The organism is Streptomyces sp. KPB2 (assembly GCF_003950055.1).
Lineage (GTDB): Bacteria > Actinomycetota > Actinomycetes > Streptomycetales > Streptomycetaceae > Streptomyces > Streptomyces salinarius.
The window spans coordinates 516,413-542,552 of the sequence record NZ_CP034353.1; the positions used below are offsets into that span (position 1 = coordinate 516,413).

22 protein-coding genes are annotated in these 26,140 nt (G+C 73.0%); 9 read left to right on the top strand and 13 right to left on the bottom strand.

The window, feature by feature from the left end; all coding sequences use genetic code 11:
- Positions 1 to 3: 3 nt before the first annotated feature.
- From D1J63_RS02340 to D1J63_RS02350, 3 genes are all read right to left on the bottom strand, one after another.
- Positions 4 to 1,611 carry an RICIN domain-containing protein gene (locus D1J63_RS02340; protein WP_102930643.1) on the bottom strand — a complete coding sequence of 536 codons (1,608 nt, stop codon included), beginning with the start codon at positions 1,609 to 1,611 and terminating at the stop codon, positions 4 to 6.
- Positions 1,612 to 1,953: 342 nt separating this feature from the next.
- Entirely contained in the window at positions 1,954 to 4,197 is a 2,244-nt protein-coding gene (locus D1J63_RS02345; RefSeq protein ID WP_125627498.1) for a cellulase, read from the bottom strand.
- Positions 4,198 to 4,355: 158 nt separating this feature from the next.
- Positions 4,356 to 7,442 (bottom strand): glycoside hydrolase family 2 TIM barrel-domain containing protein, encoded by a 3,087-nt coding sequence (locus D1J63_RS02350; protein ID WP_125627499.1) that lies wholly within the window; start codon positions 7,440 to 7,442, stop codon positions 4,356 to 4,358.
- A gap of 278 nt (positions 7,443 to 7,720) precedes the next feature.
- Between D1J63_RS02350 and D1J63_RS02355 the strand changes: the two genes are divergently transcribed.
- Both D1J63_RS02355 and D1J63_RS02360 read left to right on the top strand, forming a co-directional pair.
- Positions 7,721 to 10,102: a SpoIIE family protein phosphatase gene (locus D1J63_RS02355; protein ID WP_164712689.1), complete on the top strand. Its 2,382-nt coding sequence runs from the start codon at positions 7,721 to 7,723 to the stop codon at positions 10,100 to 10,102.
- Between the two features lie 190 nt (positions 10,103 to 10,292).
- The gene (locus tag D1J63_RS02360) at positions 10,293 to 10,958 is read left to right on the top strand and encodes a DUF4232 domain-containing protein (protein WP_125627501.1); all 666 of its coding nucleotides are present in this window, start codon (positions 10,293 to 10,295) and stop codon (positions 10,956 to 10,958) included.
- Between the two features lie 29 nt (positions 10,959 to 10,987).
- Here D1J63_RS02360 and D1J63_RS02365 read toward each other — a convergent pair whose 3' ends face one another.
- From D1J63_RS02365 to D1J63_RS02380, 4 genes are all read right to left on the bottom strand, one after another.
- Positions 10,988 to 11,956 carry an aldo/keto reductase gene (locus D1J63_RS02365; protein ID WP_125627502.1) on the bottom strand — a complete coding sequence of 323 codons (969 nt, stop codon included), beginning with the start codon at positions 11,954 to 11,956 and terminating at the stop codon, positions 10,988 to 10,990.
- 78 nt (positions 11,957 to 12,034) lie between these two features.
- Positions 12,035 to 12,583 carry a flavoprotein gene (locus D1J63_RS02370; protein WP_125627503.1) on the bottom strand — a complete coding sequence of 183 codons (549 nt, stop codon included), beginning with the start codon at positions 12,581 to 12,583 and terminating at the stop codon, positions 12,035 to 12,037.
- Between the two features lie 72 nt (positions 12,584 to 12,655).
- Entirely contained in the window at positions 12,656 to 12,856 is a 201-nt protein-coding gene (locus D1J63_RS02375) for a ferredoxin (protein ID WP_102927647.1), read from the bottom strand.
- A 12-nt stretch (positions 12,857 to 12,868) separates the two neighbouring features.
- The gene (locus D1J63_RS02380; RefSeq protein ID WP_125627504.1) at positions 12,869 to 14,104 is read right to left on the bottom strand and encodes a cytochrome P450; all 1,236 of its coding nucleotides are present in this window, start codon (positions 14,102 to 14,104) and stop codon (positions 12,869 to 12,871) included.
- A 382-nt stretch (positions 14,105 to 14,486) separates the two neighbouring features.
- Between D1J63_RS02380 and D1J63_RS02385 the strand changes: the two genes are divergently transcribed.
- Complete coding sequence (locus D1J63_RS02385; RefSeq protein WP_102927657.1) at positions 14,487 to 14,936, top strand: nitroreductase family deazaflavin-dependent oxidoreductase; 450 nt, start codon at positions 14,487 to 14,489, stop codon at positions 14,934 to 14,936.
- A 65-nt stretch (positions 14,937 to 15,001) separates the two neighbouring features.
- Here D1J63_RS02385 and D1J63_RS02390 read toward each other — a convergent pair whose 3' ends face one another.
- The gene (locus tag D1J63_RS02390) at positions 15,002 to 15,922 is read right to left on the bottom strand and encodes a cation diffusion facilitator family transporter (protein ID WP_164712690.1); all 921 of its coding nucleotides are present in this window, start codon (positions 15,920 to 15,922) and stop codon (positions 15,002 to 15,004) included.
- A 215-nt stretch (positions 15,923 to 16,137) separates the two neighbouring features.
- On the opposite strand from D1J63_RS02390, the gene D1J63_RS02395 reads away from it, so the two are divergent.
- Together D1J63_RS02395 and D1J63_RS02400 are read left to right on the top strand one after the other, a co-directional pair.
- Complete coding sequence (locus D1J63_RS02395; protein WP_125627506.1) at positions 16,138 to 17,163, top strand: glutathione S-transferase C-terminal domain-containing protein; 1,026 nt, start codon at positions 16,138 to 16,140, stop codon at positions 17,161 to 17,163.
- Positions 17,164 to 17,228: 65 nt separating this feature from the next.
- Entirely contained in the window at positions 17,229 to 17,543 is a 315-nt protein-coding gene (locus tag D1J63_RS02400) for a DUF4235 domain-containing protein (RefSeq protein WP_125627507.1), read from the top strand.
- Between the two features lie 15 nt (positions 17,544 to 17,558).
- On the opposite strand, the gene D1J63_RS02405 is transcribed toward D1J63_RS02400, so the two are convergent.
- Positions 17,559 to 17,954 (bottom strand): VOC family protein, encoded by a 396-nt coding sequence (locus D1J63_RS02405; RefSeq protein ID WP_125627508.1) that lies wholly within the window; start codon positions 17,952 to 17,954, stop codon positions 17,559 to 17,561.
- Positions 17,955 to 18,031: 77 nt separating this feature from the next.
- Positions 18,032 to 18,496 (bottom strand): pyridoxamine 5'-phosphate oxidase family protein, encoded by a 465-nt coding sequence (locus D1J63_RS02410; RefSeq protein ID WP_102927653.1) that lies wholly within the window; start codon positions 18,494 to 18,496, stop codon positions 18,032 to 18,034.
- Between the two features lie 184 nt (positions 18,497 to 18,680).
- Between D1J63_RS02410 and D1J63_RS02415 the strand changes: the two genes are divergently transcribed.
- Positions 18,681 to 19,613, top strand: coding sequence for an NADP-dependent oxidoreductase (locus D1J63_RS02415; protein ID WP_206436747.1), 933 nt, complete (start codon positions 18,681 to 18,683; stop codon positions 19,611 to 19,613).
- Between the two features lie 185 nt (positions 19,614 to 19,798).
- Positions 19,799 to 20,185 (top strand): anti-sigma factor antagonist, encoded by a 387-nt coding sequence (locus tag D1J63_RS02420; protein ID WP_164712691.1) that lies wholly within the window; start codon positions 19,799 to 19,801, stop codon positions 20,183 to 20,185.
- Here the strand turns inward: D1J63_RS02420 and D1J63_RS02425 are convergent.
- Positions 20,151 to 21,104 carry a ribose-phosphate pyrophosphokinase gene (locus tag D1J63_RS02425; protein ID WP_102927656.1) on the bottom strand — a complete coding sequence of 318 codons (954 nt, stop codon included), beginning with the start codon at positions 21,102 to 21,104 and terminating at the stop codon, positions 20,151 to 20,153. The two genes, D1J63_RS02420 and D1J63_RS02425, sit on opposite strands and share 35 nt — an antisense overlap.
- 204 nt (positions 21,105 to 21,308) lie before the next feature.
- On the opposite strand from D1J63_RS02425, the gene otr(A) reads away from it, so the two are divergent.
- On the top strand, positions 21,309 to 23,180 hold the full coding sequence (otr(A), locus tag D1J63_RS02430; protein WP_125627511.1) for a tetracycline resistance ribosomal protection protein Otr(A): 1,872 nt from the start codon (positions 21,309 to 21,311) through the stop codon (positions 23,178 to 23,180).
- Between the two features lie 108 nt (positions 23,181 to 23,288).
- The gene (locus tag D1J63_RS02435) at positions 23,289 to 23,972 is read left to right on the top strand and encodes a DUF4230 domain-containing protein (RefSeq protein ID WP_125627512.1); all 684 of its coding nucleotides are present in this window, start codon (positions 23,289 to 23,291) and stop codon (positions 23,970 to 23,972) included.
- A gap of 25 nt (positions 23,973 to 23,997) precedes the next feature.
- Here D1J63_RS02435 and D1J63_RS02440 read toward each other — a convergent pair whose 3' ends face one another.
- A complete protein-coding gene (locus D1J63_RS02440; RefSeq protein WP_125627513.1) occupies positions 23,998 to 25,779 on the bottom strand; it encodes a complex I subunit 5 family protein in 1,782 nt (593 codons plus the stop codon).
- Entirely contained in the window at positions 25,779 to 26,138 is a 360-nt protein-coding gene (locus D1J63_RS02445; RefSeq protein ID WP_125627514.1) for a cation:proton antiporter subunit C, read from the bottom strand. Before D1J63_RS02445 ends, D1J63_RS02440 begins: the two co-directional genes overlap by 1 nt.
- Positions 26,139 to 26,140 lie beyond the last annotated feature (2 nt).

The window sequence follows — 26,140 nt, forward strand, 5'->3', positions numbered from 1 at the left end:
CCGTCAGCCGGCGGACAGGTCCACGGCTCGCGCGCCCGGCGCGTCGGTGCGGTCGATCGACAGGGAGCCCTCCGCCGCCGGTACCGGTTCGGTGCGCCAGCGCTGGTCGTCGGACCCGTCGTGCACCTTGACGACGACGTCGGCGTCCGGCGCCCGGGTGGTGGTGGCGAGCGCGAGCAGTTTCTGCCCGCGCGGCACCAGCTCCCCCTCCTCGGTGAGGTCGTAGCGCACGTCGTCGCCCCGCTCGGTGCCCTCGTCGGCGCAGGTACCGAGAACGACGACTCCGGCGTCCGCCCGCGAGTCCAGGCACAGGCCCGGGTCGGCGACGCTGCGCAGCAGTCCGTCGTCCTCGTGGGTCCACTGCTGGGTCCACGCCTCGGAGCACTTCGCCAGCCGGGCGCCCGCTCCGGCCCTGGGCTCGCCGCGCACGTCGAGGCAGAGGTCCGCGGCGACGTTGCGCAGCCGCGTGCGGTCGGCGGACGTGGGCATCCCGGCGGTGCCGGGCGGTTTCGGGCGGCTCGTCGCGGACGTCTCGCCCTTGCCGTCGACGGCGCTGGTGGAGGCGGCCGGATCGGCGCCGTCCCCGTCGTAGGACCACACGCTCACCACCAGTACGACGGCCAGCACTCCGGCGGAGGCCGCGCCGAACTGCCGCAGCACCGACCGCCCCGAGCGCGGCCGGCCCGGCGTCCGGCGCACGGGTACGGGGAGCCGGCCCAGCAGTCCGGGGCGTGAGCCGCGGTGCCGGGCGGCGCCCTTGGCCAGTGCGCCCAGCGTCGCGCGCCCCGGACGGGAGTCGAGATAGCGCCGGGCGCCCCAGCCGAGCACCGCCTCGGCGATCAGGGTGCCCAACTCGCGTTCGAAGTGACCGAGTTGGTCGGCGGCGTGCCGGCAGTGACGGCAGTCCGCCAGATGCTTGCGGACGTCCGGCAACAGGGCGCCGCCCCGGCGGATCGGGACGTCGAGCAGCCGGCTCTGGAAGCGGCACTCCTGACTCGGCGCGAGCTGCCTGTGGGCGTGCAGACAACCTTCGCGGAATTTCTCACGCGCCTGTTCGAGAGTGGCCGACGCGGTGTCGGTATCCATGCCGAGCAGACCGGCCGGGACACTTATCGACTCTCCTTCGACCTCCGTGTGCCACAGCAAACACCGGGCCGGTCCGGGAAGAGAGGCGAATGCGCGGGCGGCCAGCGTGCGGTTTTCCGGGGTCAGGGACTTCGCCGCCCGCATACCGCGTCCGCCGGCGGGTTTGAGCAACTGCGGCAGGACGCCGGATATCGCGTCGTCGGCGGACCACTGCCGGACCGTGTCGCGCACGGCGACCAGCAGCAGCGGGCGCAGCGCGGTGGCCGGTTCGCCCTGGGCGAGCCGCGCCAGCACCCGGTGCCAGGCGGCGGCGGTGACCATGCCGGTGACCTCGGCCGACGTGGCCAGGCAGATGGTCGAGTAGTCGTGCGCGGGCTGCCAGTGGCGGGCCATCAGCAGCGCGGCGATCCGGGGCGCCTCGCTCTGCGGACCGTCCCGCAGCCGTGCGGCCAGCAGCTCGTCGGACTCCCCGGGGTCCCCGCCCGAGGGCGGGTACGCGGGCCGAGGGGGGTGGGGGGTGGGCACTGAGATGTTTCCTTCCCACGCGCAGGTGACTCAGAAGTTCGGATCGCCGAAAAGGACCCACGGAGTGGTGTGTACCTCTTGGGCGAGGCGCGGAAGGCGTGAATTCGCCATGGCGAAATCGGACCCGGCCCGTCAAAGCGCGTGCGAGACCCGGCCTTTACCCCCCGCACGGGTGCTTCACTCTCGCACAAACCACTCATGGTCAACAAGGCGACCGGGCAACCTCGGCCGCCTTTGAAAGAAGGTCAGAATCCCGGCATGCCAAGAGGGCCGCACCGGCATTCCGCTTTTCTGCTGCGGAAGCGGCGCGGCCCTCGGCCTGGAGCCGGCGGGGCCGGCGGGTCAGCCCTGGTCCGCCACGAAGGAGGCCATGCGGGCCAGCGCGGCGTTCCAGTTGATGGTGTGCTCGTTGGTCGACCAGGACTGGATGTCGTCGATGTAGCAGAACTGACCGACGCAGCCCTGGAGTTTGCTCTGTGCGTAGGGGTCCTGGATGCTCGAGTTCGGGCCGCCGGACAGGGTGCCGTCGGGCGGGGCGGGCAGCGCCGGGTCGAGCTGGTGGGCGTACCAGCGGCTGTGCTGGTTGTGCGCGTTGACCTCGCCGTATCCGGTGACGTACGACATGTTCAGCGCGTTGCGGCCGAGGATGTAGTCCATGCTCTGGACGGCGCCGTCACGGTACTTGGAGCCGCCGGTGATGTCGTAGGCGGTGGCGATGACGACCGCGTTGTTCAGGATCTGGTGGCTGGAGCCCCAGTCGTACACGTTGCCGGCGGGGGCGTAGGGCATGCCGTACGGGTGCGCCTTCAGGGTGGCCAGGTAGCCGTCGGCGCCCCGGACGACGGAGCGGCGGACCTGGTCCCGGCCGGGGAGGCGGCTGGGGACGGTCGCCAGGTCGAGGCGGGCGGGGACGGCGGTGCTCGCCCAGTCGAAGCTGATCGGCCCGAAGATGTCGGCGGTGTGCACCGGGGACTTCAGCACGTACTCCTTGAAGTCCCGCTCCCCCGTCGTCAGGTACAGCTCGGCCGCGGCCCAGTAGAAGTCGTCGGCGACCTTGGCGTCGGGGTAGGCGCCGCCGCCGATGCCGTCGTTCTCGTCGGCGAGCAGGTCCGGGTGGGCGAGCGCCGCCTTCCAGGCGGTACGGGCCGCGTCGAGCGCCTTCGCGGCGAACTCCCGGTCGTAGGGGCGGTACAGGCGGGCGGCCTGGGCGGCCGAGGCCGCGAGGTTGAGGGTCGCGGCGGTGGTCGGCGGGTGCAGTTCGCGCTTTTGCGGATCGTCGCTCGGCAGCAGCGGCAGCCCGGTCCACTGCTCGTCGTGGATCTTGTGGTGGGCCATTCCGGCCAGCGGCTGCCCGTCCGGCACCTGCATCTTCAGCAGGAACTCCAGCTCCCAGCGGGCCTCGTCGAGAATGTCCGGCACCCGGTTGCCGCTCTCGGGGATGTCGAGCGAGCCGTCGCCCAGCTTGCGCGGTTCCCCGGTGCGGGCGTGCAGCGAGCGCTCGTAGGTGCTGAGCAGCTCCCAGGTGGAGATGCCGCCGTTGACGACGTACTTGCCGTGGTCGCCCGCGTCGTACCAGCCGCCGGAGACGTCGAGGGTGTAGTCGCACACGCCCGGCTGACAGGGCACCTCGGTGTCGCCCTGGTTGGGTGCCGTGCCCACGTGGCCGGCCGGGCGGCCGTAGCCCGGGCGGAGTTCGTCGCTGATGGCGATGCCGCTGCGCTGGGTGTAGTAGTACTTCGCCGAGTCCAGGCGCAGCCGCTCGTAGGCGGCCGTCCCGATGTCGAACGGACGGCTGGTCTCGCCGTCGGCGACGAGCGTGTAGCCCTCGCCGCGCTTCTTGTAGCGGCCGAAGTCGATCGAGTGGACGTTCTGTCCGGACGAGGCGTCGACGCCGCGCGGTCTGCTCCAGCCGTGGGCGACGACCCGTCCGCCGTCGTTCTTCAGCTGCCAGCGCAGACGCGAGGTCGCGTCGGTGACGAGGGTGGCGTTCTTCGGGCCGGAGGGCAGGTAGGCGACCTGGTTGACCCGCACCCGCGGCCCGGTGTCCGGCACGTACGGCTCGGGCGCGACGCCGCCCAGCAGGGACACGTCGTCCACGCAGAACCGCCAGGCGTCCGGCGTGCCGCCCAACTGGAAGCCGACCTGGCCCTGGGTCGTGTCGACGGGCGAGGTGAAGGTGTACGAGTAGGTGTTGCCGGAGACGCTCAGCTGCGGGCTGATCTCGTAGTAGGTGTCGTACGGGGACACCGACAGACCGACGATCGCCCGGACCACGTGGTCGGCGGGCGTGCCGGTGGCGGTGAAGGAGAACTTGTACGACTCCCCCGCCACCAGGGTGACGTCGTTCTGGCCGAGGGCGGCGTCCCAGCGGTTGGTGGTGCCGCCGGGGGCGTCGGCGCACAGCCGGCCGTCGGTCACGGCCGCGGTGACGTTGCTGCTCGTCCACCAGGAGTCGGTGCCGTTGTCGAAGGTGCCGTTCCTGACCTGCTCGGTCTCCTCGGCGCCGGCCGGGGCGGCGGGCAGCGCGGTGACGGCCGCCGCCAGCAGGGCCGTCAGGGAGACGAGCGCGGTTCTGCGTCTTTTCACGTCCGGGCTCCTCGGGGGAGGTGGCGCCCACCATGGAAATGGGAGCGCTCCCAAATGCGGTCGCAGGACATGCTTGTGGCAGACATGACATGCCGTCAACGGTTCGGACGGGACCGGTTTCCCCACCGGTCCCGTCCGGAGCGTGGTGGTGCGGCGGCTCAGGCGGCGGGCGTCTCCAGCCGGCTCACCCGGATCGCTCCCCGCGGCTCGCCGGGGTGGCGGCTGGTGAACGTGAGGCGGATGCGGGAGCCGCGCAGCCGGTCGAAGGTGATGACCGTGGGCGCGTCGGACGCGGTGGCCCAGCCGGTCCGCGTCCCCTTGGCGGCACGCCAGGCACGGCCGTCCCAGACCGCGACCTCGACGGCGGCGGGCAGGCTGTGTCCGTCGTCCACGGTGAAGGAGACCTCGACCCGGTCGTAGCCGCGCGTGCGTCCGTGGTCGACCGAGATCCAGTCCTCGGGGCGTGCCCCGTCGAAGGCGGGCAGCAGCGCGGTGGCCGCCTTGTGGAAGCCGTTGGACCAGCCGGTGGCCGGGTCGCCGTCCAGCACGGCGGCGGGCAGGGTGTCGGGCCGCCCGGAGTAGCTCGCGTCCGCGTGCGGGTGGTCCACGGAAGCGGGGTGCTCGGGGCGGAACTCCGGGGCCGGCGTGGTCGCCCGGTCCGCGGCCCGCCGGGCGCGGACCGTCGCCGTGCCGGTGCGCAGCCCGTCCGCGCGGGCCGTCACCCGTACCGTGCCCGGCCGGGTGCCGGACCGGACGATCGCGAGCGCCTTGCCGTGGAAGGCGGTGCGGGTGCTCGCCTGGTAGCGCTCGGCGCTCTCCTGGCGGCCGTTGTCGAGTCCGGCGAGCGAGCCGCCCGCGACGTCGAAGGAGATCAGGTGCTCGGCGCCGGGCACCACGACTCCGTGCCGGTCGACCACCTCGGCGGTCACGAAGACGAGGGAGCGGCCGTCCGCGTCGACGCTCTCGCGGTCGGGAGTGAGGCGCAGGGCGTGGGGCGTGTCGGCGGTGCGCAGGACGTCGGTGGCCACCGTCCTGCCGCCGCGCCGGGCGACGGCCTTCAGCTCGCCCGCCGCGAAGGGCACCTTCCAGGTCAGGTGCAGCTTGCCCGCGCTGCCGTTGGGACTGGTGTAGCTGCCGGGGTAGGGGCCGTCGGTGAAGGTCTTGTCGTCGCCGGTGGGCTCGGTGGTCTCCAGGTAGGTCCGGCCGTCGACGGTCTTCTTCCGGTCGAAGCGGCGGGTGCCGAGCGACGTCCCGTTCAGGTACAGCTCGACGGTGTCGACGTTGCTGTACGCCCAGACCTCGACGGTGTCGCCCTCGCGGTGGTTCCACGTCGTGGGCAGCAGGTGGACCATGGGCTCGTCCGTCCACTGGCTGCGGAACAGGTGGTACATGTCCTTCGGGAAGCCGGCCGTGTCGACGGCGCCGAAGAAGGACGCCTTCACCGGGAAGACGTCGTACGGCGTGGGCTCCCCGATGTAGTCGATGCCGGACCACAGGAACTGCCCGGCGAACCACCGGCGGTCCCGGTCCTTCTTGTGGCCGTACTCGCCGCTCATGGTCCAGGAGGCGAGGTTGTTGTCGTAGGACGAGGTGGCCCGCCCGCCCGGGGTGTGGTTCTCGCCGGTGTTCAGGTGCTCGGGCTCCTGGTAGGTGCCGCGCGTGGAGGTCTCGGAGGACGACTCGGACTCGAAGAGGAACAGGTGGGGATAGGCCGCGTGCAGGTCGTCCACCGACTTGGCGGTGTTGTAGTTGAGGCCGAGCCCGTCCAGTTTGGCCAGCATCAGGTCGGCCGCCGAGCCCTTGGCGGGCAGCCGGCGGTACTTGTCGGAGCCGATGACGATCGGGCGGGTGGCGTCGGCGGCGCGGATGGCGTCGATGATCCGGTCGGCCATGGCGAGCCCGGCGGTGGCGGTCGAGTCGGGGACCTCGTTTCCGATGGACCACATGACGACGGCGGGCGAGTTGCGGGCCGCGAGCACCATCTCGGTGGCGTCCCGCTCGCACCACTCGTCGAAGAACCGGCCGTAGTCGTAGCGGTTCTTGCCGGTGCGCCAGCAGTCGAAGGCCTCCACCAGCATGATGATGCCCATCTCCTCGCAGACCTCGATCATCTCGGGCGAGGGCGGGTTGTGGGAGGTGCGGAAGGCGTTGACGCCCATCGACTTCATGAGGGTCATCTGGCGGCGGATCGCGTCGATGCTGACGGCGGCGCCGAGCGCGCCCAGGTCGTGGTGCAGGTCGACGCCCTTGATCTTGGCGTACCGGCCGTTGAGGTGGAATCCCTCGTCGGGGTCCACGTGGAAGGTGCGGATGCCGAAGGGGGTGCGGTACGTGTCGACGGTCCGGCCGCCGACGCGCAGCTCGGTGTGCAGGGTGTAGCGGTGCGGGTCGGCGAAGTCCCACCGGCGCGGGTGCCGGACGGTGAGCTCGTGGGTCCCGGTCGTCGCGTCGGTGACGTCCACCGTGGAGGCGGCGCGGGCCACGGTGCGCCCGTCGGCGTCCTCGACCGTCGAGCGGATCTCGACCTCGCGCGCGGCGCCCGAGGCGTTCACGACCGACGTCTCCACCCGGACGACCGCGCTGTCCTCGCCCACCCGGGGCGTGGTGACGTACGTGCCCCAGCGCCGTACGTGCACCGGCTCGGTGACGACGAGGCGGGCCTCGCGGTAGATGCCGCTGCCGGAGTACCAGCGGCTGCTGGGCAGCCGGTTGCGCACCTGCACCGCGAGGACGTTCTCGGTGCGGCCGTCGGTGTGCACCAGGTCGGTGAGGTCGAGGGCGAAGCCGGTGTAGCCGTAGGGGTGGTGGCCGGCCTCCCGGCCGTTGCAGTGGACGCGGGCGTCCATGTACACACCGTCGAACTCGACCGAGATCCGCTTCCCGGTGAACGCGCGCGGCAGCGTGAACGCGAACCGGTACCAGCCGAGGCCGCCCGGCAGAAAGCCGGTCCCACTGGTGGTGCCGTGCTCGGTGGTGGGCGTCTGCTCGATGCTCCAGTCGTGCGGGACGGCGACCTCGCGCCACTTCGAGTCGTCGTGGGCGGGATCGGCGGCGTCCGTGGAGTCCTCGGCCGCTCCGTCGGGGTCGACCAGCCGGAAGCGCCAGCCGTCGCGCAGGGCGACGGTGCCGCGCCCCGCGAAACCGCCGCTCGCATCCGCGGCCCACGCCGACGGGGCCGCGAGCGCCATCCCGGCCGCGGGCGTGGCGGCGGAGGCGATCAGAACCGATCTGCGCGTGACCGTCATGGCGGATCTCCCTCACAAGAATGCGTCGAGGCTCAACAGAACATCAGAAGTACTCACAAGCGATCGTGAACAAACAGATTCTGACGTCGAGCCATACGCGCCCGTCAAGGCCGCGGAAAGCACTTTCTGTCTTGTGCCCCCCGGGCCGTCCGGTGACCTGCGGGGCGGCCGGTCTCCGTGCGGCCGGTGGGTTCGGGTCCGCACCGGGCCCGAACCCACTAGGCTGGGAACAAGGTGACGCGCTGATCACTGTGGGTGTGCGCAATGGAGTGGCGACGATGAGTCCGGTCAACCCGTTCGACGATGCCGCCACGGCCCGCGCCGTCGTCGACGGCTCCGGCACCTTGCGGGAGTGGAACGAGGGGGCCCGCCTGCTGCTCGGCCATCCGGCCTCCGAGGTGGTGGGGCGCCCCGCCGCCGACCTGCTCGCCGGCGATCGCGACGGCACACCTCCCGGGCGCGGGGACGACCGGTGGAGCGGCACCCTGGCCCTGCGGCACCGCGACGGACACACCGTGTCGGTGTGGGTGCTCGCGCACCGCAGACCGGCCGCGGACGACACCCCGGCCACGTGGCTCGCCGTCACCCCGCTGGAATCCGGTCCCGAACCGGAGGACGACCCCCTGGTCAGGGCCGCCCTCACCCAGTCGCCCTGCGCCACCATGATCTTCGACGACCGGCTCCTGCTGCGCGGCGTCAACGACGCCATGGCAGGGCTGCTGGGGCTCCCGCCCGACCGCCTGCGCGGCCTGCGGGCCACCGACTTCGGCGACCGGCCGCAGAACGCGGAACTGGAACGCCAGATGCGGCGCGTGCTGGCCACCGGCCGCCGGCACGACCTGCAGACCCGCCTCAGGGCGGTCGGCGAGAGCCGCGCCCACGCGTGGAACGCCCGGATCGCGCCGCTCACCGACGCCGACGGCCGGGTGCGCGGCGTGTGTGTCAGCGCCCACGACTTCACGGAGCAGCACCGCGCCCGCGAGCGGCTGCAACTGGTCAACGAGGCCAGTGTGCGCATCGGCACCACCCTCGACGTCACCCGTACGGCGCAGGAGCTGGCCGACGTGTGCGTGCCCCCGCTCGCCGACTTCGTCAGCGTGGACCTGCTGGACCCGCACGAGCACGGCGGTGAGCCCGCCGCCGTGGTCGAGCCGCCGGTCGGCCTGCGCCGCACGGCGCACCGGTCGGTCACCGAGGACTGCCCGCAGTCGGTGTCCGAGATCGGGCGCCTGGACGTCTATCCGGCCGGGTCCCCCCAGGCCGAGTGCCTGCTCTCGGGGCAGGCGATCGTGGCCTCGGTGGCCTACGGCGACCTCGAACGCTGGCTGCGGTGGGACCCCGTCCGCCTGCGGCGGGTGGAGGAGTACGGCATCCACTCCACGATGTCGGTGCCGTTGCAGGCCCGCGGCACCACCCTCGGGGTCGCGGTCTTCACCCGGTTCCGGCGTCCCGACCCCTTCACCCACGACGACGTGCTGCTGGCCCAGGAGGTCAGCGCCCGCGCCGCCGTCTGCATCGACAACGCCCGCCGGTACTCGCGCGAGCGCGAGGCGACGCTGACCCTGCAGCGCAGCCTGCTGCCCCGGTGGCTGCCGCCCACCGCCGCGGTGCAGGCGGCCTCCCGCTACCTTCCGGCGGCCCGCTCGGGCGTCGGCGGCGACTGGTTCGACGTCATCCCGCTGTCCGGCATGCGGGTCGCCATGGTCGTGGGGGACGTCGTCGGCCACGGCATCCCGGCCTCGGCCACCATGGGCCGGCTGCGCACCGCCGTACGCACCCTCGCCGACATCGACCTGACGCCCGAGGAGCTGCTCACCCACCTCGACGACCTGGTGGTGCGGCTGTCCGAGGAGTCCGGGGACGACCGGGCGGGCGAGGTCGGCGCGACATGTCTGTACGTGGTGTACGACCCGGTGTCGCGGCACTGCTCCATGGCCCGGGCCGGCCACCCGGCGCCGGTGCTGATCCCGCCGGACGGCCCGCCCGAGCAGGTCGAGCTGCCCTCCGGGCCACCGCTGGGGGTGGGCGGGCTGCCGTTCGAGTCGGCCGAGCTGGAGCTGCGCGAGGGCAGTGTGCTGGCGCTCTACACCGACGGCCTGGTCGAGAGCCGGGAGCGGGACACCGACGCCGGCCAGGCACTGCTGCGCGAGGCGCTGGCCGCCCCCGTCGATTCCCTGGACGCCGCCTGCGACCGCGTCCTGCACACCCTGCTCCCCGCGGGCAGCGCCGCCGACGACGTGGCCCTGCTGCTGGCCCGGACCCGGGGACTGCCCACCGGACAGGTCGCCACCTGGGACATCCCCGCCGATCCGGCACTGGTCGCGCCGGTACGCAAGCAGGTCCTCGACCAGCTCTCCGACTGGAACCTGCTGGAGGCGACGTTCACCGCCGAGCTGGTCGTGAGCGAGCTGGTCACCAACGCCATCCGGTACGGCTCCCCGCCGATCCGGCTCCGGCTGATCCACGACACGGCCACGCTGATCTGCGAGGTCTCCGACACCAGCCACACCGCGCCGCACCTGCGCCGGGCCAGGACCTGGGACGAGGGCGGGCGCGGCCTGCTCCTCGTGGCCCAGCTCACCCAGCGCTGGGGCAGCCGGCACACGACCGAGGGCAAGACGATCTGGGCGGAGCTGGGGCTGCTCGACGAGGAGGAGTGAGCCGGGCGTGCGCGGGGCGCGAGCGCCCTGCGCCGGTCCCCCACTTCCACGCCTCGCGTCGGCGCCCCGCTCCGATGCGGAGTGCGCCCCCTCGTTTCCCGGACCGCGCGGCGGGACACTCGAAGGGACGGACCACACGGTGCCGTTCACCGGGCCGTGTGCGAGAACCCGACGGGAGTGTGGAGAAGCGATGGCTGACACGTCCCAGCCGCTGCGCCGGGCGGCCCTGCTCGCGAGCGGGGTCGCGCTGCTCGGTCTGCTGACCGCCTGCGGCAGCGAGAGCGCCTCGTCGAGCGGCACGCCGGAGCCCGGAAAGGCCGCCCGCAGCACCGGTGCGGAACCGGGCGGCGGCAGCACGACGCCCGGCGACACCGACCCGGCGGTCGGCGCCGCGCCCAGCGACACCGCCGGCTCGGCCTCCGCCTCGGCCCGCACCGACGGCCGCTGCCACACCTTCGAACTGCGGGCCTCCGTCGGCCGCGTGGACCCGGGGGCCGGTCAGCGCAACTTCCCCGTCGTGCTGACCAACACCTCGGAGCGCACCTGCACGGTGTACGGCTATCCCGGCGCCGCCTTCGTGGACGCCTCGGGCAAGCAGCTGGGCCCGGACCCCGAACGCGCGCCCGGCTCCCCGCGGACGGTCACGCTGACGCCGGGCAAGAGCGCGTGGTCCGGGCTGTCCTTCTCCAGTCCGCAGATCAGCGGCGCCCGCACGGCCACTCCGGCGACGCTGCTCGTCACCCCGCCGGACGAGCGGGAGCCGCTGAAGGTGAAGTGGACGGCCGGCGAGGTTCCGGTCGGCGGCAACGCGTCGTCGGTGTCCGTCACCGTCCTGTCCCCGGGCACCGGCCCCTGAGGCAGGCGCCGAAGGCGCCGGCCCGGTGATCAGTGACCGGCGATGGGGTGCGGCGCGTAGGGCCGCTCCAGCTCCTCGATCTCCTTGTCACCGAGCGTCAGTTCGACCGCCGCCACGGCGTCCTCGAGGTGGCCCGGCCTGGAGGCGCCGACGATGGGCGCGGTCACCGTGTCCTGGTGCAGCAGCCACGCCAGGGCCACCCGGGCGCGCGGGACACCGCGCTCGCCGGCGATGCGGGTGACCGCCTCGACCACGGCGCGGTCGCCCTCCTGGTACAGGGTGCTGCCGAAGTTGTCGGTGGCGCTGCGCTCGGTGGCGGTGTCCCAGTCACGGGTGAGCCGGCCGCGGGCGAGCGGGCTCCAGGGCAGCACGCCGACGCCCTGGTCCGCGCAGAGGGGCAGCATCTCGCGCTCCTCCTCGCGGTAGACGAGGTTGTAGTGGTTCTGCATGGACACGAACTTCGTCCAGCCGTGCCGCTCGGCGGTGTGCTGCATCTTGGAGAACTGCCAGGCGTACATCGAACTGGCCCCGATGTAGCGCACCTTGCCCGCCTTCACCAGGTCGTGCAGGGCCTCCATCGTCTCCTCGACCGGGGTGTGCGGGTCGAAGCGGTGGATCTGGTAGAGGTCGACGTAGTCGGTGCCCAGGCGGCGCAGGCTGTGGTCGATCTCGGTCATGATCGCCTTGCGGGAGAGTCCGGCGCCGTTCGGCCCGGGGCGCATCCGGCCGTGCACCTTGGTCGCGAGCACGATGTCGTCCCGGCGCGCGAAGTCGGCGAGCGCCTTGCCGACGATCTCCTCGCTGGTGCCGTCGGAGTAGACGTTGGCCGTGTCGAAGAAGGTGATCCCAGCCTCCAGTGCCTGCCGGATCAGCGGGCGCGAGGCCTCCTCGTCGAGGGTCCACTCGTGTGCGCCGCGGTCGGAAACGCCGTAGGTCATGCAGCCCAGGCAGATCCGCGACACGTCCAGGCCCGTCGAACCGAGCTTCACGTACTGCATCGTTGCCGCTCCTGTCTTCGCCGATCATCGGTACCAGAGCGAGCGTACGTCGTCGCGCGGGCTCGAACCGCCTGCGGGTCAGCGCCGTTCGAGCAGGTCCAGGGCGCTCTCCCAGCCGAAGTCCGGGCGCCCTCCGCCCTCCTGCGCGTCTCCGGTGTACGGGTCGCCGAAGCGCACCCCCATCCCGCGCAGCCGGGCCAGGCTCTCCCGGTAGGCGGGGTGGACGGCCAGCGCGTCGGCGACGCACGGCAGGACGGCGACGGGCACGCCGAGGCCGCTCGCCTCGCACAGGGTGGCCACGGCGAGGGTGTCGGCCAGGCCCGCGGCCCACTTGTTGATCGTGTTGAAGGTGGCGGGCGCGACCACGACGGCGTCGGGCGCGGGGAAGGGCCGCGGATCGTCCGGGGTGCGCCAGGCCGAGCGGATCGGGCGGCCGGTCCCGGCCTCGACGGCGGCCACGTCGAAGAAGCCGCCCATGGCGACCGGTGTCGCTATGACCCCGACCTCCCAGCCGCGTTCCCGCGCCGCGTCGATCAGCCGGCCGACGCCGTCGGCCACGCCCGCGCCGCAGACGACGACGTAGAGGAAGGGCCTTGCGACGTCGTCACTTCCCGCCTGTTCACTCACCCCGGCACCCTACTCAACCGCCGGACTCCGGCGTCGGGCCGGGTGAGGCGGGGCGAGACGCGGGTGCCGGGGTCAGCCCACCGGCTCCGACACGGTGATCGCCCGCACGGGGCACGCACGGGCCGCCTCCCGTACCAGCGCGCTGCCGCCTCCGTCCTCCCGGCCGGGCACGAGGGTGCTGTAGCCGTCGTCGTCCTGGGTGAAGACGTCGGGGGCGGTCAGGGCGCACTGGCCCGCGCCGATACAGGTGTCCTTGTCGATGCCGATCCGCATGTCCGCAGCCTCCTACCAGGTCACGGGGAGTTCCAGCATCCCCTGGATCGTGTCGCCGGGTTTGAAGGGGATCTCCTCCGCCGGGGCGGCCAGGCGCAGCGCGGGCAGCCGCTCGAAGAGGGTGCGCAGGGCGATCTCCAGTTCGGCGCGGGCCAGGTTCTGGCCGAGGCACTGGTGGATGCCGAACCCGAAGGCGACGTGGTGGCGGGCGGGGCGGTGCCAGTCGAGGGCGTCCGGGTCGGGGTAGACGGACTCGTCCCGGTTGATGACCGAGGTCGAGAAGACGACCGCGTCGCCGGCCCGGACGGTCTGCCCGTCCACGTCGATGTCCTCGGTGGCCAGGCGCAGCAGCCCGTCCGCGATCGACAGGACCCGCATCAGCTCCTCCACCGCGCCGGGCAGCAGCTCGGCGTCCGCGCGCAGTTCGGCCAGCCGCCGGGGGTTGGTCAGGAGGGTGTAGGTGCCCAGCGAGATCATGTTGGCGGTCGTCTCGTGGCCCGCGACCAGCAGGATCACCGCGAACGAGACGAGCTGCTCCCGGTCGATTCCGCCCTCGGCCGCCTGCCGCCGGACCAGGTCGTCCAGCAGGCCCTCACCTGGGGCCTCGCGCTTGCGGTCGACCAACTCGCCCAGGTACTCCTCCAGTCGGTCGCGGGCATCGAGGGTGTCGGCGGGGAGGGGGCCGCGCAGCAGCCGACGGGACTGCTCCTCGAAGAACTCGTGGTCGGCGTACGGCACCCCGAGCAGGGCGCAGATCACCATCGAGGGCACGGGCAGCGCGAAGGCCGTCACCAGATCGGCGGGCGGGCCCTGCGCGACCATCGCGTCGAGCCGTTCGTCGACGATGCGCTGGATGTGCGGGCGCAGTGCGGCGGCGCGCCTCAGGGTGAACTCCGGCAGCACCATCTTGCGCTGGGTGCGGTGTTCGGGGTCGTCGACGCCGAGCAGGGCGGTCCTGCGTCCGCGTACCCCGGCCAGGCGCGCCGTGGTCACGGGGAAGTCGTCGCGGGTGCGGTCGGTCGAGAGGCGCTGGTCGGCCAGCAGCCGGCGGGCGGTGGCGTGTCCGGTCACCAGCCAGGCCGGGCGGCCGTCGTAGAGCGTGATCCGGGCCAGCGGCCGGGCGGCGCGCAGCGGGTCGTAGGCGGCGGGCGGGTGGTAGGGACAGGTCCGGTCCTGCGGAAAGGCGACGGGGGACGCGGCCCTCTGGTCCGTTGCAGGGACCGCGTCCGTCGTGGGGGTGTCCGTCATGGAAGACCTCGCAGACGAAGAGTGCGTCGTGCCGATCTTCATTAGATGCCTCGGGCATCTATGGGGCGACGGCAAGTTCGGCCAGATCGGTGGCGCGGGCAGACTGGCCGGGGATCACCGCTCGGGGGCGGCGGGAACACTGCCGTGCCGGACGGACAGGCGGCGCGCGTGGCGCGATCGGGACCTCCGGAGCCCGCTGCCGGGCCCCGGAACTGGCCGAGCGGCACGGTGTGACGACGGCGGGCGGAGCGATCGCGTCCGGATCTCCCCGCTTCCGCGGGGCAGGTGGGGAAGGATGCGGTAAGGATGGTCATGCGCCGGTCGTCGGTGCCCACCCGACCGGCCTCAGGTCACGACGAACGACGAACACGGACGGATGCACATGCCTCTTGACGGCGAGTACGAACCCAGCCCCACGCAGTGGGTGCGCGAACAGGTCGAGCTGTACGAGAGCTCGGGCGGCACCGAGGGCACGACTCTGAGGGACACCGGCCTGCCGGTGATCGTGCTGACCACCCGGGGCGCGCGGAGCGGCAAGGTGCGCAAGACGCCGCTGATGCGCGTCGAGCACGAGGGCCGCTACGCCGCGGTCGCCTCCCTGGGCGGGGCTCCCAAGCACCCGGTCTGGTACTTCAACGTGCTCGCCGATCCCCGGGTGGAGCTCCAGGACGGCCCGGTGAAGCGGGACATGACGGCCCGTGAGGTCACCGGCGCGGAGAAGGCCGAGTGGTGGGAGCGCGCGGTCGCGGCGTTTCCGCCGTACGCCGACTACCAGAGGAAGACGGAGCGGGAGATCCCGGTCTTCGTCCTGGAGCCGGCCGACGCGGGCTGAACCCGGGCGCGCGAAAGTTTCTCGGGCCGGCGTGCATGGACCGGCGGGTGCCGGGAACACGTCGTTCAGGCCCCGCCGCGTTCCCCCGTCGCGGCGGGGCCTTCCGCCGCCCGCCTCATGGCCCGGTCGGTGACGTCGAGGAAGACCTGGCGTGCCTCGGGGACGGTGTGCGTGATCGACCTCTTGATGCGCACGGCGACCTCCTCCACCTGTTCGCTGTCCAGGCCGGGCACGAGGTCGACGCGCGCGGCCACCAGGGCGGAGTCCAGGCCGGTCTTCATGGTGAACAGCGCCTCGACGCTGTCGATCTCCGGCTGGGCCCCCAGCAGCGCCCGGATGCGGCCGCTGGCCTCGGGGTCGGCGGCTTCGCCGATCAGCTGGTCGCGGGCCTCGCGGCCCAGCCGGTAGGCCACGTAGACGAGCAGTGCGCCGATGGCGAGCGAGGCGCAGGCCTCCCACACCACCTGTCCGGTGACCATGTGCAGCACCATGCCGGTCATGGCGAGGGTGACGCCGAGCACCGCGGTGCCGTCCTCGGCGACGACCGTGCGCAGCGCCGGGTCACGCAGCCCGTCGGCGAGCCCGCCCTGGCCCCGTACCTGGTGCAGGGCGCGCAGCAGGGAGCCGCCCTCCGCCAGCAGGGCGACACCGAGCACGATCAGGCCGGCCACGTAGCCGCTGAGGCTCTCCTCCGCTCCGTTGCGCAGGGCCTCGGCGCCCTGGAAGAAGGAGAAGCAGCCGCCCATGACGAAGATGCCGACGGCCGCGAGCAGCGACCAGAAGAACCGTTCCTTCCCGTAGCCGAAGGGATGCTTGCGGTCGGCGGGGCGGCGGCTGCGGCGCAGTGCGGCGAGGAGGAAGATCTCGTTCATGCTGTCCGCGACCGAGTGGGCAGCCTCCGACAGCAGCGCCGGCGAGCCCGCGACGAGCCCGCCGACCGCCTTGGCGACCGCGATCACCACATTGGCCGCCAGGGCCACGAGCACGGTGACGCGTGTCCTGCGGTCGGCCTTCCGGCCCGGGTTCTCTTCTCCGGCTGTCCCACTCACGAAGCCCCGACTGCCCCGGCCGGCGCGACTCACACCCCGCCTTGCGGGTGGCCAGCAGTGCCGACGGGCGAAATCGGGGAACGCCTACACAGGGACGTACGGACAACGGGAACGGCTGCACAGGGACACACGGACGGCGGAAGGGCAGGGCCATGAGCGGTGACCAGGGAACCCCGGGCAACGACGACTACGGGAAGAAGTCGTTCAAACGCTCCCGGAGTCATTTCGCGGACCGGATCACCGCGGACGGGAGGGACGGCTGGCCGGTGGAGGCCGGCCGCTACCGCCTGGTGGTGAGCCGCGCCTGTCCGTGGGCGAGCCGGGCCCTGGTGTCCCGGCGGCTGCTCGGTCTGGAGGACGCCCTGTCCCTGGCGGTCGCCGACCCGATCCAGGACGACCGCAGCTGGCGCTTCACGCTCGACCCGGACGGCCGGGACCCCGTCCTCGGCATCCGCCACCTGAGCGAGGCCTACGACCGGCGGGAGACGGGGTACCCGGGCGGGGTGAGCGTGCCCGCGATCGTGGACGTGCCCAGCGGGGAGCTGGTCACCAACGACTACCAGCAGATCACGCTCGACCTCGCGACCGAGTGGACCGAGCTGCACCGGCCCGGCGCCCCCGACCTGTATCCGCGGGCTCTGCGCGAGGAGATCGACGAGGTGATGGCCGGGGTCTACGAGGACGTCAACAACGGCGTGTACCGGGCGGGCTTCGCCACCGGCCAGGACGAGTACGAGACCGCGTGCGCGGGGGTGTTCCGGCGGCTGGAGGAGCTGACGCCCCGGCTGGAGCGGCAGCGCTACCTGGTCGGCGACACGATCACCGAGGCGGACATCCGGCTGTTCACGACGCTGGTCCGCTTCGACGCGGTCTACCACGGCCACTTCAAGTGCAACCGCTGGAAGCTGACGGAGAACCGGGTGCTGTGGGGATACGTCCGCGACCTGTTCCAGACGCCCGGATTCGGGGACACCGTCGACTTCGACCACATCAAACGCCACTACTACCAGGTGCACACCGGCATCAACCCGACCGGCATCGTCCCCCTGGGCCCGGACCTGACCGGCTGGCTCACGCCCCACCACCGGCGGGAGCTGGGCGGCCGCCCGTTCGGCGACGGCACCCCGCCGGGGCCGGTACGGGCCGACGAGGAAGTACCGGCGCGGGGCAGGCCCTGAGCCGGTACGCACCCGACCACCCGACGCGCACGACCGCGCGGCACACACGAGGCAAGGAGATTCCCATGGCGAAGAAGGCGAAGAAGGCGAAGAAGCAGAAGCTCCCCCTCGCCTACAAGCCCGTCGGGTTCGTGCTCGGCTGGCTGGGCGGCACGCTGGCCGGGATGACGTTCCAGAAGACCTGGAAGGTGATCCGGCACGAGGACGACGCGCCGGACGCCCTGGACCCGGACCGCGGCTGGGGCGAGATCCTGCTGGCCGCGGCGATCCAGGGCGCCATCTTCGCCGCGGTGCGCAGCGCGGTGGACCGCACGGGCGCCAAGGTCATCCAGCGCTCCACCGGTGCCTGGCCGGTCGCCGGGAAGGGCGGCCGGGACTGAGCCCGCAGTAAATCTCTAGCCCTGTTTGGGTGCCGTGGGGGCGAGGGCGCGGCGGAGGGTGAAGGAGTGGCCGGCCGGGTCGGAGAAGCCGCGCTCCTCGTGCGGGCCGACCGGGTCCTTCGCCTCCACCGGCCGTCCGCCCAGCCCCACGATCACCCGCTCGGCCTCGTCCAGGTCCGCCACCACGAAGTCCAGGTGGACCTGGAGCGAGTTCTCCGGGCGCGGCCAGCTCGGCGGGGTGGCGTTCACGTCCCGCCGGAAGGCCATGCGGAAGCCGCGGGGGCCCTCGATCTCGATCCGGTTGGCGCTCACGTCGCTCTCCTCCGCGCCCAGCAGCCCCTTGTAGAACTCCGCGAGCCGCTCGGGCTCGGCGCAGTCGAGCACCACGACGCCCGCGTTGACCAGTGCCATGTCTCCTCCGAAGGATTCCGGGGCGCGGGACGTCGTCCCCGTGCCCTCTGCCTTGCGGATATCCCGGCCCGGCCGAATCAGTCGGTGGGCAACCAGCGGCCGTCACGCATCAGTTCGCGTCCGGCGAGCTCGTTCGCCTCGCGCCAGGCCTGGACGCGCTGCGGGCGGATGCGGAAGTACCGGTAGGGCGTGGTGAGCCGGCGCGGGTCGAAGCCGGTCTTGGCGGCGAACAGTTCGCCGTCCTGCTCGGGCAGGTCGGCGGGCTCCACGGTCTCGACGGTCCCCTCGACCATCACCACGTCACGGGTCGGGCCGATACCGATCCGCGCCCGGCCGCTCGCCGCCAGGTTCCGCCCGGTGGGGCTGGCGGCGGGCGTGGCGAACAGCAGGGTCGAGCCGTTCCAGTAGAACGACAGGGGCACGAGGTAGGGCTCGCCGGACTCGCCGTCGGCCGTGGCCACCCAGGCGTCCTCGTCGTGGTCCAGACGGTGCAGGGTGTCGTCTCTGCGCTGTTCGGCGGTGCGGGCGGGCGGCGGGGTCATCGGAGAGCGGCCTCCTGACACGATGTCATGAACAGTGGGTGACGATCGTGCCACAGCGGCCTCGCGCCGTCGCGGCCCGGGCCGCCCGCGATGCCGGGCGGCGCCGGGAATGGCACGATCACGTCGGAGGTTGCAGACCGTGCCACCCGTCCCCTCCCGGAGTTGCGAGGTCCCGTTGAACACGATGCGCGCCATCAGCCAGGACGTACTCGGCGGTCCCGAGGTCCTGAAGGAAGTACGACTCGAGCGCCCCGAGCCGCGCCCGAACGAGGTGCTGGTCCGGGTGCGTGCGGCCGGCGTGAACCCGACCGACTGGAAGCACCGGGCGACCGGCGGCTTCCTGGGCGAGCCGCCCTTCGTCCTGGGCTGGGACGTGTCGGGCGTGGTGGAGTCGGTGGGGATCGGCGTCGCCGCGTTCCGGCCCGGCGACGAGGTCTTCGGCATGCTGTCCTACCCCTTCGGCTACGGCTCCCACGCGGAGTACGTCACCGCCCCGGCGCGCACCTTCACGCACAAGCCGGCCGGGATCGACCACGTCCAGGCGGGCGCGCTCCCGCTGGTGTCGCTGACGGCGTGGCAGGCCCTGGTGGAGAGGGCGGACGTGCGGCCGGGGCAACGGGTGCTCGTCCACGCGGCGGCCGGCGGTGTGGGCCACGTGGCGGTGCAGATCGCCAAGGCCCGGGGCGCCCATGTGATCGGTACCGCCAGTGCGGGCAAGCACGAGTTCCTGCGCTCGCTCGGGGCGGACGAGGCCGTGGACTACCGGGAGACGGACTTCGCCGAGGCCGTGAAGGACGTCGACGTCGTCCTGGACACGATCGGCGGCGACACGTCGCTGCGGTCCCTGCGGGTGCTGCGTCCGGGGGGCGTGGTGGTGTCGATCCTGCCGGTCGGGTCGGACGACTTCTTCGAGGAGGCCGACCGGCTGGGCGTACGGGCGGTGCGGATGCTGGTGGACGCCGACCGGGCGGACATGAGGGAGATCGCCCGTCTGGTCGAGTCGGGGAAGCTGCGGGCCGAGATCGCGGGGACGTTCCCGCTGGCGGAGGCGGCGCGGGCGCACGAGCGGGGCGAGACGGGTCGTACGACGGGCAAGCTGGTCCTCGTGGTCGACTGAGTGGCCGGCCGGCGCGGACTCCCCCGGCTCGGCGGCGAACCGTCGGTGCAGCTGTGAGATTTCGATGACATATGTCAATCGAACATGCTCAAACTCGCTCGATCGGGGTAACTTTCCGAGCGGATTGGGTAGTTGAGCCCCCGGAAGCAGGCCCAGGAGGCCGGGACAGGCTGGAGGCAAGGTTCGTGCGGCAGGAATCGGCGTCGCCCACCCGGCACCTCCGTGTGCGCCACCACCGGGGGCACACGGTGCTGGAGTTCCGGGGCGAGATCGACATCGCCTCGGCGGCGGAGATCACCCCGCACCTGGACCGGGAGACACGGCGTCCCGGCGCCCGGGTGGTCCTGGACCTCGGCGGCATCGAGTTCTTCGACTGCTCCGGGCTGCGCCTGCTGTACCGGGCCCGCAGTCAGGTGCTCGAACAGGGCGGGCAGCTGCACCTGGTGTGCGCCCACCCGCTGACGCTGCGCATGCTGCGGATCACCGGCCTGGGACGGCTGCTGCCGCCCCGGCCGACCCTGGACGAGGCCCTCGGCGTCACCCCGCCGGCGGGGCGTCGAACAGGGCACTGACCGACTCGCCGTTGTGGATGCGGCGCACCGCCTCCGCGAGCGCCGGGGCGATGGACAGGATCCGCAGCTTGTCCGTGTGGTCGTCCACCGGCACCGGCACGGTGTTGGTGCACACGATCTCCAGCACGTCCGGCTGCTCGCTGAGCCGCCCCAGCGCCCCGGCCGCGAACAGCCCGTGCGTACAGGCGACGCGGATGGTGCGCGGGCCCGCCTCGCGCAGCCGGTCGAGCAGCTCCAGCACGGTGCTGCCCTTGGCGATCTCGTCGTCCAGCACGATGACGTCCCGGCCCGCGACGTCCCCGATCACGGAGCTGATGCTGACCCGGTCGTCCGCGTACCGCTGCTTCGCCCCGGCCGCCACCTGGGCGCCGAGCATCCGGGCGAACGCGGCGGCCTCCTTGGCGTTGCCCAGGTCCGGCGAGACGACGGTGGCACGGGAGAGGTCGTACTGCCGGAAGTGCGCGGCCAGTTCCCGCAGGGCGTGCAGGTGGTCGACCGGGACGGAGAAGAAGCCGTGCACCTGGGGCGAGTGCAGGGTCATGGCGAGGACCCGGCTCGCGCCCGCCGCCACCAGCAGGTCGGCCACCAGGCGCCCGCCCAGCGAGATGCGCGGGGCGTCCTTCTTGTCGGAGCGGGCGTAGGAGTAGTGCGGCATCACCACGGTGATGCGGCCGGCCGACGCCCCGCGGGCCGCGTCGCACATCATCAGCAGCTCGACGAGGTGCTCCTGGACCGGCTTGACCAGCGGCTGGACGAGGAAGACGTCCCGCTCGCGGCAGTTGGCCAGCAGCTGCACCTCCAGGCAGTCGTTGGCGAACCGGCTCACCCGGGTGGGGCTGAGCGGCACGCCCAGCTGGGCGCAGACCTCCTCGGCCAGCTCGGGGTGGGCACTACCGCTGAACACGGCGATGTCTCGCACGGACCGCTCCTCGCGTGATCCTGTCCGGCCGGGAGCCCCAGCTTACGGAAATCCTGTTGCGCCGCGCCCGGGGCCCCGGGTCATGATGACGCCGTCCGTGCTCCCTCCACGCCCTCTCGACGTCAGGAATCCCCAGCATGCGCCGACTCCTCGAAATCCCCCAGCGCCCCTTCCGGCCCACGGCTTTCGAGGACTCCTCCCCGCATGCACACCCTGAACATCGGCATTCTGGCCCACGTCGACGCCGGTAAGACCAGCCTCACCGAGCGGCTCCTGTTCGACCACGGGGCCGTCGACCGGCTCGGCAGCGTCGACGCCGGCGACACCGTCACCGACGACGGCGGCATCGAGCGCCGCCGCGGCATCACCGTCCGTTCCGCCGTCGCGGGCTTCACCGTCGGCGACACACGCGTCAACCTGATCGACACCCCGGGACACTCCGACTTCGTCGCCGAGGTCGAGCGCGCGCTGGAGGTGCTCGACGGCGCGGTGCTGCTGCTGTCCGCCGTCGAGGGCGTACAGGCGCGGACCCGCGTCCTCATGCGCACGCTGCGGCGGCTGCGGCTGCCCACGCTCGTGTTCGTCAACAAGATCGACCGGGCCGGCGCCCGCACCGACGGCCTGCTCGACGACGTCCGGCGCCTGCTGACACCGCACGTCGCGCCGCTGACCGAGGTGTCGGACGCCGGTTCCGCGCAGGCCCGGGTCGCCCCTCGCCCGCCCGACGGGCGGCTGGCGGAGGCGCTCGCCGAGGTCGACCCGGACGTCCTGGCCGCGCTGGTCGACGGCCCCGAGCCGACCGCGCGGGACCTGGCCGCCGCCCTCGCCGCGCGTACCGCCGACGGCTCGTTCCACCCGCTGTTCCACGGCTCCGCGCTCGGCGGCCAGGGCGTCGCGGAACTGGTCGAGGGCCTGGTGACGCTGGTCCCGGCCGCCGCCGGTGGAACGGCGGCCGGGAGTCCGGAGCCGCGCGGCACGGTCTTCGCCGTACGCCCAGGGCCCGCCGGCGAGCGCAGGGCCTACCTCAGGCTGTACGCCGGTGAGGTGCGCCCGCGCCGGCGGCTCACCTTCCTGCGGCGCGAGTCCGACGGGCGGACCACCGAGGTCTCCGGCCGGGTGACCCGCCTCGACGTGGTCGGCGGCGACGCCACCCTCACCGCCGGGAACATCGCCGCGGTCACCGTGCCCGAGGGCCTGCGCGTCGGCGACCGGCTCGGTGAACCGGCCGACCGGGCACCGCGGTTCGCGCCGCCGACCCTGCAGACGCTGGTCCGGGCCCGGCGCCCGGAGCAGGCGGCGCCGCTGCGCTCGGCCCTGCTGGCGCTGGCCGACCGGGATCCGCTGCTGCACGCCCGCCCGGCGGCGTCCGGCACCACCGCGCTGCTCCTGTACGGCGAGGTCCAGATGGAGGTGCTCGCGGCGACGCTGGCCGAGGAATTCGGCATCGAGGCGGAGTTCGCACCCGGCCGGGTCCGGCTCCTGGAGCGCCCGGCGGGCACGGGTGAGGCCGCGGAGGAGATGCCGTGGCTGGACCGCACCCGGTACTGGGCGACGATCGGGCTGCGCGTCGGACCGGGTCCGTACGGCTCGGGCGCGGTCTTCGGGTACGAGACGGAACTCGGCGCGCTGCCCCGCGCTTTCCACCAGGCGGTCGAGGAGACGGTCCACGCCGCCCTGACGGCCGGACTCACCGGGGCGGCGGTCACCGACTGCCGGGTGACGCTGATCCGCTCCGGTTTCAACTCGGTGCTCAGCACCGCCGCCGACTTCCGCGGGCTGACGCCGATCGTGCTGCGCCGTGCCCTCGCCCGGGCGGGGACGGTGCTGTACGAGCCGTACCTGACCTTCGAGGCGGAGGTACCGCCGGACGCGCTGGCCGCCGTGACGGGTCTGCTGGCCTCGCTGGGCGCGGACATCACCGGGACGGCGGGTGGCGAGCCCGCGTGGTTCGTCACCGGCGAGCTGCCCGCCCGGCGGGCGCGGGAGGCCGAGCTGCGGCTGCCGGGGCTCACGCGCGGGGAGGCGGTCTGGTCCTCGCGCCCGTGCGCCGACCGTCCGGTCAAGCCGGGACGCTGAGCCGGCGCCGTGCGCCCGTGGGCTCCCTCTCCCGGCGTCGTACGCCAACTGCCCGGTCTGGCGCGGGAGATGGCGGGCATCCGGTCTGTAGGAAGGAGGGCCGTCGCCATGACGACTCCCGTAGGGAAGCCCACGAGTTCCGTCGAACGGCCCGCGCGGCGCATGCCCGGCTGGGCCAAGGCGCTGATCGCGGTGGTGCTGGTGCTCGTCGTGCTCTTCGCGGGGCTGCGGCTGAGTCTCGTACCGGGGCTGAAGGACCTGTTCGGCTCCGAGACCCGGGACCGTTCGGGGCCCGCGCTGCTGAAGTCCGTCCAGGACATCAGCCGTTACGACGCGGCCTCCGGCAACTTCCAGGTCGTCGTGGACCTGGAGAAGGACGCCAAATTCCTGCCCGACGCGATCCGCGGCACCCGCACCCTGTACGTCGGTGCGGGCACCGTCGACGCCTACGTCGACCTCGGCAAGGTGGGCGAGGACGACGTGACGGTCGACGAGGAGCGGACGTCGGCGACGCTGCGGCTGCCGCACGCCGCGCTGGGTGAGCCCGCTCTCGACCCCGACCGCTCCTACGCCGTCTCCAAGCAGCGCGGGCTGCTCGACCGGCTCGGCGACCTGTTCTCGGACAATCCGAACGGCGAGCAGGCCGTACAGAAGCTCGCGGCCCGGCACATCGGTGCGGCGGCGAAGGACAGCGAGCTGAAGGCGCGGGCCGAGAGCAACACCACCGCCATGCTGCGGGGGCTGCTGACGTCCCTGGGCTTCGAGAAGGTGCGGGTGACCTACGGGACGTGAGCCCCGCCCGTGGACACCGTCCGGTTCACCCGGACACGACCGCCGGCAGGGCCAGCACTCCCAGCACGGTGGCGCCCACCAGCAGCCACGCCACGTAGTCGCCGATGTGCCCGGACTGCAGCCGCCGCAGCGGCAGCGCCCGGTTCGGCGCGACGAGCAGCCCGGGCCGGGCGACGGCGACGGCGGCCAGCGCGACGGCCAGGACGCTCGACAGCACCCCCAGGCCGACGCCCAGCGGCGTCCACCGCACGGAGGTGTGGAGCAGCCCGGCGGTGGTGGCCTCGCTCATGGCGTGGGCCACGGCGTCGCCGAAGCCTGGGACGGCACCGGCGGCGAAGGCCCCGGCGAGCAGCAGGGCGGGCACCGCCGTCATGGTGTCGGGCACACGGCCGAGCTGCCCCTCGGTCTCGGGCTCCTCGCCCGAACCGGTCGTCTCGTACGGGTCGCCGTCCCCCTTCCCGCCCGCCTCCTCCGGGGCCGGGCCGAGGCCCAGGAACACCCGGGCCGCGACCCGCAGGACGGCGGCCGCGGTCACCGCGCTCGCCAGGACGTAGAGCGCGGTGAGCGGGCCGCCCACCGCCTCCTCGGCGACCGACTTGCCCAGTGCCGTGCCGAACGGCGGCAGTCCGGCCAGACCCAGCGCGCCGACGAAGACCATCACGGCGACGCCGCGCAGCGGGCGGGCCCGGCCGTGCAGGACGTGTTCGTCGACGCTGCCGTAGCGGTCCAGGAGGATGCCCGCGCAGGCGAACAGCGCGGCCTTGACCCCGGCGTGCCCGACGACGTACAGCGCGATCCCGTCGTCGCCCTCGGGGGTGAGGGTGCCGATGCCGAGCAGGAACAGGCCGGTGTGCGCGATCGTCGAGTACGCGAGGAGCCGTTTGATGTGCCGCTGGTGCCAGCACAGCACGGCGCCGATCACCGCCGTCAGCGCGCCCAGCACCGTCAGGACCCGCTCCGCGTCGGCGGCGGGCACTCCGCCCGGGCCCGAGAAGACCGTGTCGTAGACCCGCCAGACGCCGAGGACACCCAGCTCGACCATGACACCGGAGAGCAGCATGCACACCGGGGTGGGGGCCACCGCGTGCGCGTCCGGCAGCCAGAACTGGAAGGGGACGGCGGCCGCCTTGACCAGCAGTCCGGTCAGGACGAGGACGAAGGCGGCCAGCACGAGTGCGTCGGGCGGGCCGTCGGCGTCGAGGGCGTCGCCGATGTGTGCCAGGGCGAGTTCGCCGGTGCGGGCGTAGAGCAGGGCGATGCCCATGAGCAGGGCGTAGGCGCCCAGCGAGTTGACCACGGCGAAGGCGAGCGCGCCCTGCACGGCCCTCGCCTCCTCGACGCGGTGGCCGGTCAGGGCGTACGCGGCGACGCTCATCAGCTCGAACCAGACGAACGCGTTGAACAGGTCCCCGGCGATCGCGAAGCCGCACATGCCCGCCTGGAAGACCAGCACGAGCGCCGGAAACGCCCCGGCGTGGCCGTGCGGCGGCTCGTCGAAGGAGCGCCAGGAGTAGGCGAGGGCGGCGAGGGTCAGCACGGACACCAGCGCGGCCGTGCCGAGTCCGGGACCGTCGCCGGTCAGGGCGATGCCGACGCTGTGTCCCTCCACCGGCTCCCAGCCGCCCACCCACTCGGTCAGGGGCGGCGAGGAGTGCGTCAGCAGGACGACGGCCAGCGTCGCGGTGCCGGCCGAGACGGCACAGGCCGCGCCGTCCGCGACGGGGCGGGGCAGATGCCGGCCCGTGGCGGCGAGCAGGGCGGCGCCGAGCAGCGGGCCGGCGACGAGGAGGGGCAGCAGATGGTGCATCAGCCGCGCAGCTCGCTCAGTTCGTCGGGGTCGACCGTGCCGTGCCGCTTGGCGACCTGCACGACCAGGGCCAGCAGGAGGGCGGTGACGGTGGCGCCGACGACGACGTCGGTCAGGGCGAGGGCCTGGACGACGGGGTCCACCACTGGCCGGGAGCCGGGGGTGATGTCGGAGAACACGGGTGCGGTGGCGCCGTCGCGGTAGCCGACGGCCAGCAGCAGGACGTAGGTGGCGGCCTGGCACACGGACAGACAGCCGACGGCGTGGACGAGGTTGCGGCTGGTGGCCAGTCCGTAGCAGCCGGCCAGGAAGACCCAGGCGGCCACCAGGTAGGGCAGTACGTGTGTCAGGGCGGTCATGG